Source organism: Microbacterium sp. zg-B185, assembly GCF_030246885.1.
In the GTDB taxonomy this organism is placed as follows: Bacteria; Actinomycetota; Actinomycetes; order Actinomycetales; family Microbacteriaceae; genus Microbacterium.
In genome coordinates, this window is sequence record NZ_CP126739.1 from 272,330 (window position 1) to 286,755 (window position 14,426).

Consider the following 14,426-nt stretch of genomic DNA (forward strand, 5'->3'; position numbering starts at 1 on the left):
TGTTGAGCCCGTCGCCCCGCATATCTCTCATGGAGAGGACCTCTGATGACCGCAGCTGAGATCGCACCATCCCTTGCGACGACACCGATGCCAGGTGCCTTGCAGGTTCGAGTTAATGCCCTCGGCAAGCGATTCCGACGTCGCAAAGACGTCGTGCAGGTCCTCCAGGACGTATCAATCGACATCGCCAAGGGTGAATTCCTCGTGCTCCTCGGTCCGAGCGGCTGCGGGAAGACCACGTTGCTCCGATGCCTGGTGGGCTTGGAGCAGCCGGATGAGGGGACGATCGAACTGCGCGGCGAGAGGGTGGTGGATGCAGACCGCAACCGATATACACCGCCGAATCGTCGTGATGTCGCCATGGTGTTCCAGGACTACGCGCTGTGGCCGCACATGACCGTCAGTAAGAACGTGGCTTACCCCCTCAAGGCGCGGCGGATGCGTGATGCGCTGAAATCCGGAAGGGTTGCCGAGGCGCTCCGTGTGGTGCAGTGCGAGGATCTCGCCGATCGCTATCCACCGGAGCTGAGCGGAGGGCAGCAGCAGCGCGTCTCCCTGGCGAGGGCTCTCGCGTCGCACCCGAGCCTGCTCCTGCTCGATGAACCCCTTAGCAATCTTGATGTTCTCCTTCGGGTCGAACTCCGCGCGCAGTTGCGGCTCCTGCATATGGAACTGGGCTTCACAGCCGTGCATGTGACTCACGACCAAGAAGAAGCGCTCGCTCTCGGTACGAGAGTCGCCGTTATGAACAAGGGCCGAATCGAGCAGGTGGGACCGCCTCAAGAGGTCTGGAGCGCGCCCGCGACGGAGTACGTCGCGGATTTCCTGGGGGCCCGCAACAGATTGACGGCTTCCATCGACGATTCCGGTCGTGGGGAAATCCTCGGGCAACCCTTCGCGACTATCTTCGAACGCCGATCGGCAGGCGAGTTCGTCGGCCGGGCGCGTGACCACCATTTGACGATCCGATCGAGGGAGGGCTCCGAGCGTGAGGGAGAAGTGGCCTGGCTCTCGGGCGCCCGACTCGTTGAAATACTCCCTGGAGGCGAGTCCAGCGAGTGCGTCGTAGACGTCGCCGGCCGGCGGTTGTTCGTAAAAACCCCCAACTCGGACATCACATTTCGAGCGGGAGACACCGTAGACGTCGGCGTGCATCTCGATGAGGTCTTCTGGTACGAGAACGACCGCCTCATTCCGTCGCGCGATGTGAGAGGGCGGACCTCGTGACGGACGTCACCGAGCTCCCGAGTGCCTCGGCGCCACCCGGTTTGCAATCCCGCTCGCGCGGACCGCGGTCTGCGGGCAGCCTCCGACGCCAGCTCGGTTGGATAGCTCTGACTGTCGTCGTCATGATTGCGGTGGCGATTCCGATCGTCCCGCTGCTGGTACGAGCCTTCGCGGACGATGCGGCAGGTTTCCGCACTCTGCTCGCGATGCCTGATCTGGGCAGCGTGCTCTGGATGACGGTGATACTCGGAGTGGGCGCGGCCGTTGTCGCGATGTTCCTGGGCGTCACGCTGGCTCTGTGCGTCCGAGCGATTGCACCCCGAACTCGCAGGTATCTCTCCGCGCTTCCGGTGCTGCCGATGGTGATCCCTAACGTGGCACATGTCATCGGCTTCGTCTTCCTCCTCTCCCCGGAGAACGGGTACCTGAACGTGGCACTCCGGAGTCTCTTCGGAAATGAGGGGTCCTCCGGCCCGTTCAATGTCTACTCGCCCGAGGGAATCGTCCTGTACACGGGACTCAATCTGACGGCAATCGTCTACCTCTTCGTCTACACAGGGCTCCGCAACCTGGGCACCGGATACTCCCTGGCTGCGCGAGTCAACGGCGCGGGAGGCGTGCGAACGCTACTCACGGTGACATTGCCGTTGCTGAGGCCCGTCCTCGTCTACGCGGGGAGCGTAGCGCTCCTTCTTTCACTCGGACAGTTCACCGGTCCGCTGATCCTAGGCCGCAGAGAAGGCGTCAGCGTGATCACGACGAAAATGTTCAACGCCACTCTCCAGTATCCGATCGACTACTCCTTCATCTCCGCGATGGGCTTCCCTCTTGTGTTGGTCGCCCTGGTCCTGGTTGTGTTCCAGCGTCGGTTCATTGGCCAGCAGAATCGCTTCGTAGGTCGGGTCGACGCAATGGAGTCGAGCTCGAAGAATCGACTTGCCCGGGCCCTGTCGATCACGATCGTGATCGGGTTCGGAATAGTGTCAGCCGGATTGCCCCTCCTCGCTCTGCTGTTCGTCGCTGTTTCCCCCTTCTGGAGTGGAACCGTGAGTCTGGCGACGATGACCTTCCAGAACTTCGCGTTGGCTTTCGAGAACGAGGTCTTCATCAGCTCGATCTGGACGAGCATCGCCGTGTCGGGGGTGGCCGTCCTCCTGGTGATCCCCCTCGGGCTGTTCATAGCGCTCGGCATCCAAAATCGAGCGCGTCTGTGGGCACCGATCCCTGTCGTGCTCGACACGATCGCCAACATTCCGCTGAGCATGCCGGCGGCTCTGCTCGGATTCGGGTACCTGTTCGTCTTTACGTCTCCCGGTCTCGCGCTATACGGCACGCCGGCGAGCTTCATCCTCGCCTACATCACGCTGATGATCCCGTACTCCGTGCGCTATCAACTGGCGACTCTGGTGGCGCTGGGCCATCAGACAGTCGATGCTTCGCGGGTGAGCGGTGCCGGACATATCCGTACACTCCTCCAGATCATCCTTCCGCTCTCCCGAGCAGGCATCGCTTCGTCTGCCGCGATCATGTTCATTCTGCTCATTCAGGAGTTCGGGGTCTCTCTCTTGCTTCGATCGCGAGATGTGAACGTGATGTCGGTGGTCCTGTTCGAGCAGTACGACACCGGGTCGTACCCGATCGTCGCAGTCATGGCACTCGTTATGACCGCGATCACCGCAGCCGGAGTGGGAATCGCTCTGCTGTTCGGAGGCAGCCGTGCCCTCGAGAGACTCTGATCAGGATCTGTGGCCGCCAGCATTCCCGTGCCGTGTCAACCGATGCGGCAAACGATACGAAGGAGAGATGAAGTGAAGAGACGAACGTACGCAACTCGCGCCGCGGCTGTAGCCGTCGGGGCATTCGCGCTCATTCTGGCCGGATGCGCGAGCGCCGCGCCTGAGTCCGCTACGGCGTCACCTGATTCCGGCGCTGACGGCGCACCGTCCTGGGAGTCGGTGGTCGAAAAGGCTCGCGCGGAGGGAACGGTGACGCTTTACAGTCACGCGGTCCCCACGATGCTGGACTCGCTCGTCGAAGCGTTCGCGCTCGAGTACCCAGACATCAAGGTCGAGTATGTTCGAGGGGCGACGGAATTGCCCGCGCGAGTCGATGCCGAGATCGCCGGCAAGACCCCCGGCGCAGACATCGTCATGTTCGCAGGCGACAACTGGATGCTGGCCAACGCCGAACACCTCGCCCCGGTCGGCGACCTGCCCTCCCTGGCGGAATGGCCGGAGGACGCCTGGGTGATCGATGGCGTCGCCCCCATCACCGCCATTGTTCCGCTGAGCATCATCGCCTGGAACACCCAGATCTTTCCGGACGGTTTCGAGGAGTGGAGCGATCTGCTCTCCTCAGATCTGGACGGTCGCCTGGGAACACGCGATGGCATCGGTGCCACCGAAGCACTCTTCTACCAGTTCTTCGAGGACAACCAGGGTGAGGACTATCTCCCGAGTCTCGCTGCACAAAACCCGCGGTTCTACCCCTCGGCGGTGCCGATGGCGCAGGCCGTAGCCTCGGGAGAGATCGGAGTCGCCATCTACTCGGTGGTGCCGACCCTGAAGGAGTTGCAAGATCAGGGTGCACCGATCGACTACATCCTTCCGCAGGAAGTGATCGCCAATCCCTATCCGGCGGCGATTCTGAAGAAGTCGGAGAACCAGAACGCAGCTCAGGTGTTCATGGACTTCTGGTTGTCTGAGAAGGGTCAGACCGCCTTCAACACGAACGAATCCGGTGTCAGCGCGCTCCCTGACATAGACGGCTCTCTCGACTTGGCAGGGCATGACCTGACCTACTTCGACTCCGCTCGCGCGACGCCCGATTTCATCAGCGAGTGGGACGCGAAGTTCCGTGAGATCTTCCACGGCAACTGAGACGCCCTGAGTGGCGGAGGCTCGTCGTCGGCTGGCACGGACGACGAGCCTCTTGCCGACGGCTGCATTGAGGGATCCCGCGGCGACGGTTCGCGGTATCTGGATGATCCCCAATAATTCTGGAGAGCCGTTGAACGCAGGACGATGCAGGGCGGGAATGGGATCGCGAGGCTCGTCCTAAGGGCGCATCAGACGCGGGTCGCGGTGCGAGGATCGAGGACGACGTGAAAGCGCTGCGCTACATGGGTGCCGGGGTGACCCAGCTCGTAGATCTCCCCGTTCCGGAGCCCGGGAGAGGTCAGGTGCGAATCCGCGTCGCCGCGGCCGGCATCTGCCACAGCGATGTCCGCATGATCGAGGGGACGTCTGTCGGGGCGGTGGACGCCTTCGCGCCCTTCACTCTCGGCCACGAGATAAGCGGGGTCGTGGATGAGTTGGGTGCGGACGTCGATCCAGCCATGCTCGGAATGGAAGTCGCGGTGTACGGTCCCGAGGGCTGCCTCGTGTGCATGAGCTGCACCGAGGGAAAATGGAACTACTGCGACCGCCGAACGCCGAACGCCGCAGCAGGTGTCGGAATCGGGCGCGACGGCGGACTGGCTGAGTATGTCGTGGTGGATCCGCGGCGACTCGTAGCGGCGCGCGGCGTCGATATGGCAGCAGCCGCTGTGCTCACCGACGCGGGCCTGACGTCCCACCACGCGGTGTCGACGCTGGATTGGAAGGCAGCCGGACCGCGCACCGCCGTCGTCCTCGGCGTGGGGGGGCTGGGCCATCTGGCTGTGCAGGCTCTCGCTTTCGAGGCTGATGTAACAGTCATTGCAGTCGATGGCCGTCCAGAGGCGAGCGACCTGGCGATGCGGTCCGGGGCCCACGCATTCGCTCAACCTCATGAATTGGAAGACGTCGTCGGGGAACTGACGCGCGGCCGCGGCGTCGCGGCTGTGCTCGATTTCGTTGGCTCCTCTTCTACGATGCTCCTCGGTGAAAGCGTCCTGGGCTCGCTAGGCGAGTTCGTGCTCGTCGGGAGCGCGGGCGGTGGCCTCCAGCTGAGCAAAGGCCGTGTCGGACCCCGCCGCGGTCTCTCTTATCGGGTGCCGATCTGGGGCAGCCTCGGGGAGCTCAGCGACGTGCTCGATCGAGCGCGCCTTGGTCGGCTTCGGCCGGAGATGCATTTTATCTCCCTCGTGGAGGCGGAACAGGGGATGCGCGATCTGGCAGCGGGCACGGTCTCCGGACGCCTGGTAGTCACCGAATTCTGAGATCCGGAGGAATTTCGATGCGTGCAACCTTTCTCTTTGGTGCCGGCGATGTCCGCGTGATCGACGTCCCGGATCCGAAGCTGCGAGATGCCACCGACGCGATCGTTCGGGTGGTGCTCACGTGCGTTTGCGGTTCGGATATCACCCAGTTCCGCACGATGCCGGACGCTGCGATCGGTAGATCGATGGGGCATGAATTCGTCGGCGTCGTCGAGGAGATCGGCGCTCACGTGCGAACCCTGAACGTGGGCGATTTCGTCATCGCGCCACTTGTGTGGGCGGACGGGGTATGCGAGTTCTGCCTGGCAGGGCTGCACACCTCCTGCCGCCGCGGCGGTCGGTGGAACGACGAGAATTGCGGCGGTTGCCAGGCAGAACTCGTGCGGGTGCCTTTCGCCGACGGAACTCTGGTTCGCGCTGAGGTGGACGAGTCGTCCGCTCTCGTACCCTCGCTGCTCGCTGTGTCCGATGTCTACGGTACCGGGTATCATGCCGCTCACATGGCTCGAGTGGGCCCATCGACCTCCGTGTGCGTGATCGGCGACGGCGCCGTGGGCTTGATGGCCGTCATGTCCGCACGCCAACTCGGCGCGGAGCGGATCATCCTCATGACTGGTCGGCAGGGGCGCGCGGCGCTGGGTCGTTCGTTCGGCGCGTCGGATATTGTTGCGTCCCGAGGCGACGAGGCCGTCTCAACAGTGGCAGAGCTGACCGGCGGCGTGGGCACGAACGTCGTCATTGAAGCCGTTGGAAGTACTGCAGCCTTCGAGCAGGCGCTCGGATTGGTCCGCGACGGCGGGACGATCAGTCAGATCGGCGTTCCGAGCAGCCCGGGTCATCTCGAGAGCTTCACGAACGCGTTCACCCGGAATCTCACACTCACAGGCGGTCTCGCGCCGACACGCGCGTATACGGAGAGGCTGATGGCGCACATTCTCGACGGGGGAGCGGACCCTGGCCGGGTGTTTGATCTGGAGGTGCCGCTCGATGATATTGGAGAGGGTTACAGGGCCATGGATGACCGTCGCGCGATGAAGGCCGCGGTACGGCCATGAACCGGACGTTCGAGTCACTCCGGACCAGCTTCTCCGGGGACCTACTCTGGGTCTGTGGAAGTCCATAAAGCGCGCGCCTTTCTCGCTGTGGCGGAAGAACTTCATTTCGGCCGCGCAGCGGCGCGACTTCACATCGCGCAACCACCTTTGAGTCGGATGATCCGCAAGCTCGAGGACGAGCTGGGCGCCGCCCTCTTCGAGAGGAACCCACGACGAGTCGCCCTCACTGCGGTCGGCGAAGCGCTCGTCGCCCCTGCGCGCGAGTTGGTGATGCAATCCGAACGCATGGCAGAGGTCGTGCGTGCGGCTCAGCACGGCGAGACAGGCCGGGTGCGTGTCGGGTTCGCCGGTGCTTCGGTGAACAGCGTTGTGAGCGCGCTGGCCCGCCGCATACGCGCGGAACTCCCGAACGTCACCTTGGAGTTGTACGGATCGCAGCTTTCGCATCCGGGGCTCGAGCGACTCCGCGCAGGAACGCTGGACGCGGTGATCGGGCGCTGGGATTATCTCCCCAAGGAGGTTCGATCCCGCGTCCTGGCAGAGGAGGAACTCCTCGTCGCGCTTCCGGACGACCATCGTCTCGCCCACCTACTGACCATCTCGGCCACCGAGATCTCGAACGAGCCATGGATCGTACTTCCGGGCGGAAGTGGGGCAACGCTTTCCAATCGCCTCTACATGCTGGGTATGCGAGCGCGCTTCGTACCACGCGTTGTGCAGACGGCGGTCGATTCCGCGACGCAATTGCTGCTGGTCGATGCCGGGATGGGGATCGCGCTGACGTTCTCCGGAGTGCGGGAGAACGTCCCTGCACACGCAGTCGTCTTCCGGCCCGTGCTGCCGGACCTGGGCTCCGTCGATGTGAGGCTGGCCTGGCGTGCCTCAGACCAGAACCCTGCCCTTGCTGCTGTCGTCGAAGTGTCGCGCTTGCTGGACCACGGCGTGTATGGATCCTCATGACATCTGAGGACCGCGGACTTAGCGGAACGCGGCGTGACCGGTGAGCACCTGACCCAGGACCAGCGTGTGCATCTCGACCGTGCCCTCGTATGTCAGCACGGATTCGAGATTGTTCTGGTGACGGATGACCGGGTATTCGAGGGAGATGCCGTTCGCCCCCAGGATCGTGCGCGAGGTGCGGCAGATCTCGATCGCCTCGCGCACGTTGTTCAGCTTGCCGATGCTGACCTGCTCCGGACGCAGGAGGTTAGCATCCTTCCGCCGGCCCAGGTGCACGGCGAGGAGGTACCCCTTGACGTACTCCAGTGACATGTCGGCGAGTTTCTGCTGCGTGAGCTGGAAGGCAGCAATCGGCTTGCCGAACTGAACGCGATCAAGCGCGTACGTCCTCGCCGCTTCCAGGCTGGATCGAGCGGCACCGAGAGAGCCCCAGACGATGCCGTAACGCGCTTCGTTCAGACACGCGAGAGGGCCTTTGAGCCCGCGCACGTCCGGAAACACAGCATCCGCCGGTACGCGGACGTTGTCCAGCACCAGTTCGCCGGTAGCCGAAGCGCGCAGCGACATCTTGTGTTTGATCTCAGGAGTGGAGAATCCTGGCGTGTTCGTGGGCACCACGAATCCGCGAATCCCCTCATCGGTCTGGGCCCACACGATGGCCACATCGGCGTAGGGAGCATTCGAGATCCACAGCTTCCGTCCGTCCAGCACCCAGTCGGAGCCGTCACGGCGGGCGCGCGTAGTCAGGCTCGCGGGATCCGATCCGGCATCCGGCTCGGTGAGACCGAAGCATCCGATGAACTCTCCCGCTGCCATCCCCGGGAGCCACTGCTGCTTGTGCTCCTCGGTGCCCCAACGCCAGATTGCGAACATCGCGAGCGAACCCTGCACCGAGACCAGCGATCGGATTCCGGAATCAGTAGCTTCGAGCTCCAGGCAGGCGAGTCCGTACTCCGTTGCGGACATCCCGGCACACCCGTACCCCTCGAGGTGCATGCCGAGGACTCCCAGAGAACCGAGTTCCCGGGTCAGCGAGCGAATGTCTGGGATCGAGCCGTTCTCGAACCACTCGTTGATGTGAGGCTCCACTGACGAGTCGAGCATCTGTCGAACCGCCCCGCGGACCTCCTTCTCATCTTCCGAGAGGAGATCGTCGAGACTGGCGGGATCGGCCGGATCGAGCGCCGGGAGCTTGGTGGGATCGTGGTGAGTCATCGGATTCTCTCTTCGTGGAGCCAGCGGCGGATGTCGTCGCTGTCTTGTCCGAGTCGGGGTGGGGCGACGTAGTTCGTGATGGGTGTTTCTGAGAACGTGAGCGGGTTGCGTACTTGTGCGGGAACGTCCTCTCCGACCGGCACCGAGGGTTCCAATCCGAGTCGCTGTGCGAGTGCGAACCCGTCTTCGATAGACCCGACTTTCCCTGCCGGAACCCCGATGGAAGAGAATCGATCGACCCAGCGATCCACGGTGTCGTCCGCGAGGCGACGTTCGAGTTCCGCCACCAGGACTTCCCTGTTCATGACCCGGCTGGCGTTTGTGGCGAATCGTTCGTCATCTGCGAGCGAGACATCGCCGGTCGCCGCCGCCAGCTTTCGGAACTGGCCGTCGTTTCCGCAGGCCATCGCCAGTTCGCCGTCGGCGCACCGCAACAGCTCGTACGGGGCGATTGAGGGATGCGCGTTTCCCATCCGTCGGGGAGAGTCTCCTGTGGTCAGGAATGCCGAGGCCTGGTTCACGAGTGAGGCGAGGAGGCTGGAGAGCAGATTGGCCTCCACTCGTTGGCCCTTGCCCGTGGTCGTCCGTGCGATGAGACTGGCGAGGATGCCGATGGCCGCGTCCTTCGAGGTGAGCACGTCGACCAGCGCCACCCCTACTTTCGTCGGGCCTGCACCCGATCCGCTCGCCGCGCCGGTGACAGACATGAGTCCACCGACTGCTTGCACCAGAAAGTCGTACCCGGGCAGGTCGGCTCCGGCCCCGGTGCTGCCGAAGCCGGAGATCGAACAGTAGACGACACCTTCGTTGCCGGCGCGGACCTGTTCGTATCCGAGGTCGTACCTGTCGAGTGTTCCTGCTCGGAAGTTCTCCACGACCACATCCGCGCGTCGCGCCAGCTCTTGCGCCACGGCACGGTCGCGGTGGTCGGCGAGATCCAGCGTCAATGACTCCTTATTGCGGTTCGCGCTGTGGAAGTAGGACGCGCCGTCTGCGGCCCACGGCGGTCCCCAGGAACGTGTGTCGTCACCGGTGCCCGGTCGCTCCACCTTGATGACCCGCGCTCCGAGGTCGGCCAACATGCTGGTGGCCAACGGCCCCGCGAGGACTCTGCTGAAGTCAGCCACGAGCACGCCATCGAGAGGTAAGGGCATCAGGTCGGCTCCTTCGGTGGTCGGGTCCGCGGCTTGTGGTCGCATCTCTTGATCCTTTTCAGGATGCCCGTGAGCTTCGATGATGTGAAGTATCAAATCTGAACGTGGACGATACCGATCGGGTATTCATCCGATCGTGCCTGGCGCTCCCCGCTCATCGGCGGTCAAGCTGGACTCCACTTATCGGAAAGGTCGGCAGTGAGCGTCGGAAAGAGAATCACCAGGATCCTTGTCATCGGTGCGGGGACGATGGGGACCCAGATCGGGGCGGTCTTCGCACTCGGCGGGTTCGACGTCGTGGTCACCGATGTGACGGCTGTCGCGCTGAAGCGCGCAGGGCATGAGGCGGGCGCACGGATCCGGCGTCTTGCGGAGACGGACCGGCTCTCAGTCGAGGACGCAGAAGCTGCGATCGCGAGGATGTCTTGGACGACAGACGTCCCCCTTGCGGCCGCGGAGGCGGACCTCATCGTCGAGGCTGCGACCGAGCGGCTCGACTTGAAGCGCGCGATCTTCGCTCAGCTCGCGGAGGTCGCTCCTGCGCGTGCCATCTTCTCCACGAACTCTTCGACCATCCCCTCTTCGGCGGTCGCTGAAGCGTCAGGCCGGCCAGATCGGCTCTGCAATCTGCATTTCTTTAATCCCGCGCTGGTGATGCGCTGCGTCGAGATCGTCCCCAACCCGCGGACATCGGAGGAGACGATCTCGGCTGTGCTGGCCGTCGTCGCGCGGTTGGGGAAGGAGCCCGTTCGTCTCAGCGCGGAGACGCCCGGATTCATCGCCAATCGACTGATGCTCGCGGTTCAGGATGAAGCGATCTCTCTCTACGAGAACGGTATTGCGGGTATCGAGGACATCGACACCGCCGCGCGGCTCGCCCTCGGACACCCCATGGGCCCATTCGCCCTGATGGACCTCGTCGGTTTGGACGTCATCGAGCTTATCCACCGCGCCCAGTACGACATCTCCGGCGACACCAGCGATCTGCCCGCATCGAGCATCGTCGATCGCGTCGCCGCAGGTGACCTCGGGCGCAAGTCAGGTCGCGGCTGGTTTTCATACGATCGCCGGCCCGCGTGAACACAGTTGCGGCGGAGGGAAGGGACACATGCGAAACGAACAGTACGCCGCACCGCACGGGACGGTCCTCGCATTCCAGGCGGGATGCCGGTCGCGTGGGGGATGCCCGCATCACCGATCATCGGAATACTTGACCTGCGCCGACGCTGTCGTGGCTCGTCGCTCGGATTTCGCGGTTGCGCGTCTGCCATTGAACCAGCCCGTCCGCCGCGGGCGCGCGCCGGCTGCGCTACGTCGCACCCTCGAACCCCCGGCCCCCTCCGGTGTCAAGCGTCCGCGCGCAGATGAACCCCCCGCTCACCCGCCATCGGCAGCCAGACGGGCTGTACCCTCATCGCCACCACGCCACGGGACGACGACCGGATATCTCCGAGGGTGCAGGGATCACAACAGCTGCCCGAAAAATTCCGCGGGTCTGAGCTGTTGGGATGTGAGGAACCACAGCAGAAGGGAATCAGCGCGCAAGCGTGGCGTGACAGCCCGCCCGGAGGTCTTGGACGCGTCATCGGCCGCGAGCCTCGTAGATCAGCTTCGAGAACGAGGTCTGTCGCTGCGAGAGATCGCCCGGGTGAGTGGTGTCGGTCACACCACCGTCACCAACATCGCTCGCGGTACAGCCGTTCGCATCTGGCCCAAGACGCTGACGCAGATTCGAGACGCGGCCGTCGCGTCTGGTGTGGGGACCGACCCCTCCGGGCGATGAGCCGATGGGTGCTGAGCCGGGGCTCACATCCCGAGATCACGACGGGCGTTGCCGCCCAGGACGAGGGCTAAGTCCTCCTGGGTGAGGACAGCCCCGTGGGCGAGGACGCGCTCGGGTAGTTCGCGGTAAATGGAGAGGACGATCTTCTGGAAGTCGTCACCGCGCACCTTGCGTCCTGACACGTTGTCAGATCCAAACAGAAGTCGTCGGGCACCGACGGACGCGACAGCCTCTGCAACATGGGCGGCGAGGATGTCCTTGGCCTCCTCGGTCGAATCGTCCCAAACCCAGACGGAGAGTTCGAGCCGGACGTTCTCGAACCTCTCCGACAGCGTCAGTGCCTCGCGCCACCAGCGCGGTGCCCCCGCATGCCCGAGCCAGACCGGCATGTCGGGATAGTCCGCCGCGACAGCGGAGAGGAGGGCCGGGTTGCTCGCATCTCGGTCCATGAGCGGCAGCGGGTCGCCCGTGTGGAACAGGACCGGAAGCTTCGCGACATTGCAGAGTTCATAGATGACCCGTGCGTCGTCGCCGACGGGGTCCCACCCGCAGGCGGGGTACAGCTTGAGGCCACGAGCGCCCGACTCGATCCATTCTGCGACGAGTCGACTCGCGTCCTCACGGCGTGGATCGATTCCCGCGAACGGGATCAGGCGACCTGGATGCCGCCGCGCAAGGTCGAGCACGTGGGCGACCGTTTGCGTGATAGGTCGCGTGCCGGTGAAATCGGGTCCCCAGTCGATGGGGAGCACGACACTCGCATCGACTCCGGCACCGTCCATCTGCGAGATCAGGCGCGACCCGTCCGGATCGATGAGCCCGGCCTCGATTCGACCGATCACCTGGTCCGGCGTCCGTCCGCGCTGTTGCGCGGCCCAATCGTCGGCCACCCACTTCCACCACTCGTTTGGCCAGTCGCCGGTGTCGAGCAGGTGTGTGTGGGTGTCGATGATCATCAAGTCTCCTGACGTCCGCGGGTCCTTGCCATCGTCGCGGATCGGATGCGGGCGCGCGTCGTGAGATTTCCAAGCTCATGCTGTGGGACCGATCGATTGCATGAAAGTCTTGCCTATAGATCGGGGCGAAGATGGCTACGTGATGATTCGATCGTTGGATCGCGTGAGGTACAATCGGGCGGCACCGGGCGCGACAATGTTCCCGAGATCGTCGTCACCTCGCTGTGGGACCGCCGATCGTGTATCGCGACTTGGTCGGCATTAATCTCTCGGAAACGTCCGGTGAAGTCGGGCGAAACCCTAGAGCGGGAAGATCGATGAACGCTCGACCGACGCACCTATCCAAAGGTGGAGGACTCGATGGACGTCAATTACACGCTCCGCGATCTGATCGCTGACTCACGCTTGAACGTGAGGCTTCTGACGGGAGATGGAGCGGCACTCGACCGTCCGCTCATGGGCGCTCATCCGACCGAGCTCGAGAATCCGACGCGCTGGATCGACCCCGACTGGTTAATGCTCACGATGGGAACCAAGCTCCGCCAACGACCTTCAGCGCAACGCCAGCTCATCGCTGAGCTCGACGCCTTGGGAGCCACGGCCCTCGGCTTCGGCGTGGGTGTGGCGTTCCAGTCGGTTCCTCCAGCGCTTCTCGAGGAGGCTGAGGCGCGGAACTTCCCCGTTCTGAGCATCCCGCAGGAAACACAGTTCCAATCGATCAGTCGCGTCATCTTCCAGTCGACGGTCAGCACCGAGGCACAGACATACGTACGGTTGACCTCGCTTCAGCAGAACCTGATGCGGGCCTTCAGCGACAGCGAGCCCATCGACTCGGCCCTGCGGCGTCTGGCGCAGTTCTCCAACTCCGTGGTTGCGCTCGTCAGCCAAGATGGCCACCTGCTCGGCGCGACGGGCATGCTCCCGCTGGAGTCAATTGTGCCTCTCCTCGACGGGGGCGGGTTGCGTGGACAACAGGAACGAGTAGGCGAGTGGGACGTAATGTTCGCCCCGCTCCAGGCGTGGCCGGGTGGACGGGCCACCATCGTGCTGGCCTTGCGCCATCCCGCCGTTTCCCATTCATTCGTGCGAATGATCCTCGACGGTGCTGCGCCCGTCTTCGAGGCTCTCGGCGGGCTGATGGGAACCAACCGACGTCACAGCCAGGCACTCACGAGCGGCATGCTCGACGGCGTGCTGTCGCGCTCGCTCACCGACCTGGAGGTCGATCAGGTCGAGAGCGTATTCAAGGCGTGCGGATTGGAGATGTCCACCGGCGTCAGGTGCGTAGTGGTGAGCAGCCCCGACTCCGCCGCTCTGGCGCCTGTCGTCGACTTCGTGGTCGGAGGGTTCAGCAAGATCGCCACGATCGCCACTGTCCGCGACGGCAGACTCGCAATGGTGCTGCCCGCAGAGTTCGCCTGCGAAGAGCAACTGCACCTTGCATTCGGCTCACGGCGACTACCAGGCGTGCAGGTCGGCATCGGCCGTGAGGTCACGTCGTCGACCGAACTGAGCACGTCATTCCGTGACGCACAGATCGCGTTGCGACACCTTCAGCGCGATTCGCAGGTCAGCACCATGGCATTCGACGAGCTCGGGCTCGCGCACCAGTTGCTCGCCGAAGTCCCGGTGAGTCGTGTCGCTGCGAAGGTGAAGGTCATCGCCGACGTCCTGATCAGCAACCCCATCCAATTCGAAGCGCTTCGCGCCTACTTCGATTCGCACCAGGACGTGCAGGTGGCGGCGAAGAAGATCTTCGTACATCCGAACACGTTGCGGTACCGTCTTGAGCGCTTCGAGCACGCTCTGGGTCAGTCACTTCGCGACCCCGCGGTCATCGCATCGTTGCACTACGTCTTGGGCGCGATGGAGGAGCAAGCGAGTGCGTCGGCTCACTCCGACGAATTGACGGCTGTTCGCAGCGCCTGACTCGCT

General features: G+C 63.9%; 11 protein-coding genes. 8 read left to right on the forward strand and 3 right to left on the reverse strand.

What is annotated here, in order from left to right:
- Window positions 1-45: 45 nt before the first annotated feature.
- The 6 genes from QNO12_RS01275 (at window position 46) to QNO12_RS01300 (ending at window position 7,383) form a co-directional block, all read left to right on the forward strand.
- Window positions 46-1,227 (forward strand): ABC transporter ATP-binding protein, encoded by a 1,182-nt coding sequence (locus tag QNO12_RS01275; RefSeq protein WP_257504003.1) that lies wholly within the window; start codon window positions 46-48, stop codon window positions 1,225-1,227.
- 122 nt (window positions 1,228-1,349) lie between these two features.
- The gene (locus tag QNO12_RS01280) at window positions 1,350-2,963 is read left to right on the forward strand and encodes an ABC transporter permease (protein WP_257504004.1); all 1,614 of its coding nucleotides are present in this window, start codon (window positions 1,350-1,352) and stop codon (window positions 2,961-2,963) included.
- Window positions 2,964-2,972: 9 nt separating this feature from the next.
- Window positions 2,973-4,106 (forward strand): ABC transporter substrate-binding protein, encoded by a 1,134-nt coding sequence (locus QNO12_RS01285; RefSeq protein WP_257504005.1) that lies wholly within the window; start codon window positions 2,973-2,975, stop codon window positions 4,104-4,106.
- A 224-nt stretch (window positions 4,107-4,330) separates the two neighbouring features.
- Window positions 4,331-5,368 carry an alcohol dehydrogenase catalytic domain-containing protein gene (locus tag QNO12_RS01290; RefSeq protein ID WP_285178178.1) on the forward strand — a complete coding sequence of 346 codons (1,038 nt, stop codon included), beginning with the start codon at window positions 4,331-4,333 and terminating at the stop codon, window positions 5,366-5,368.
- A 17-nt stretch (window positions 5,369-5,385) separates the two neighbouring features.
- A complete protein-coding gene (locus QNO12_RS01295; RefSeq protein WP_257504006.1) occupies window positions 5,386-6,423 on the forward strand; it encodes a zinc-binding dehydrogenase in 1,038 nt (345 codons plus the stop codon).
- 54 nt (window positions 6,424-6,477) lie between these two features.
- Window positions 6,478-7,383, forward strand: a complete 906-nt coding sequence (locus QNO12_RS01300; RefSeq protein ID WP_257504007.1) for a LysR substrate-binding domain-containing protein — start codon at window positions 6,478-6,480, stop codon at window positions 7,381-7,383.
- A gap of 18 nt (window positions 7,384-7,401) precedes the next feature.
- Here QNO12_RS01300 and QNO12_RS01305 read toward each other — a convergent pair whose 3' ends face one another.
- Both QNO12_RS01305 and QNO12_RS01310 read right to left on the reverse strand, forming a co-directional pair.
- The gene (locus tag QNO12_RS01305) at window positions 7,402-8,598 is read right to left on the reverse strand and encodes an acyl-CoA dehydrogenase family protein (RefSeq protein WP_257504008.1); all 1,197 of its coding nucleotides are present in this window, start codon (window positions 8,596-8,598) and stop codon (window positions 7,402-7,404) included.
- Window positions 8,595-9,752 carry a CaiB/BaiF CoA transferase family protein gene (locus QNO12_RS01310; protein ID WP_285178179.1) on the reverse strand — a complete coding sequence of 386 codons (1,158 nt, stop codon included), beginning with the start codon at window positions 9,750-9,752 and terminating at the stop codon, window positions 8,595-8,597. Before QNO12_RS01310 ends, QNO12_RS01305 begins: the two co-directional genes overlap by 4 nt.
- Window positions 9,753-9,950: 198 nt before the next feature.
- Here QNO12_RS01310 and QNO12_RS01315 point away from each other — a divergent pair, with 198 nt between their 5' ends.
- Entirely contained in the window at window positions 9,951-10,832 is an 882-nt protein-coding gene (locus QNO12_RS01315) for a 3-hydroxyacyl-CoA dehydrogenase family protein (RefSeq protein WP_257504010.1), read from the forward strand.
- Between the two features lie 726 nt (window positions 10,833-11,558).
- Here QNO12_RS01315 and QNO12_RS01320 read toward each other — a convergent pair.
- A complete protein-coding gene (locus QNO12_RS01320) occupies window positions 11,559-12,491 on the reverse strand; it encodes an amidohydrolase family protein (RefSeq protein WP_257504011.1) in 933 nt (310 codons plus the stop codon).
- A 360-nt stretch (window positions 12,492-12,851) separates the two neighbouring features.
- Here QNO12_RS01320 and QNO12_RS01325 point away from each other — a divergent pair, with 360 nt between their 5' ends.
- A complete protein-coding gene (locus QNO12_RS01325) occupies window positions 12,852-14,420 on the forward strand; it encodes a PucR family transcriptional regulator (RefSeq protein ID WP_257504012.1) in 1,569 nt (522 codons plus the stop codon).
- The last annotated feature ends 6 nt before the right edge of the window (window positions 14,421-14,426 follow it).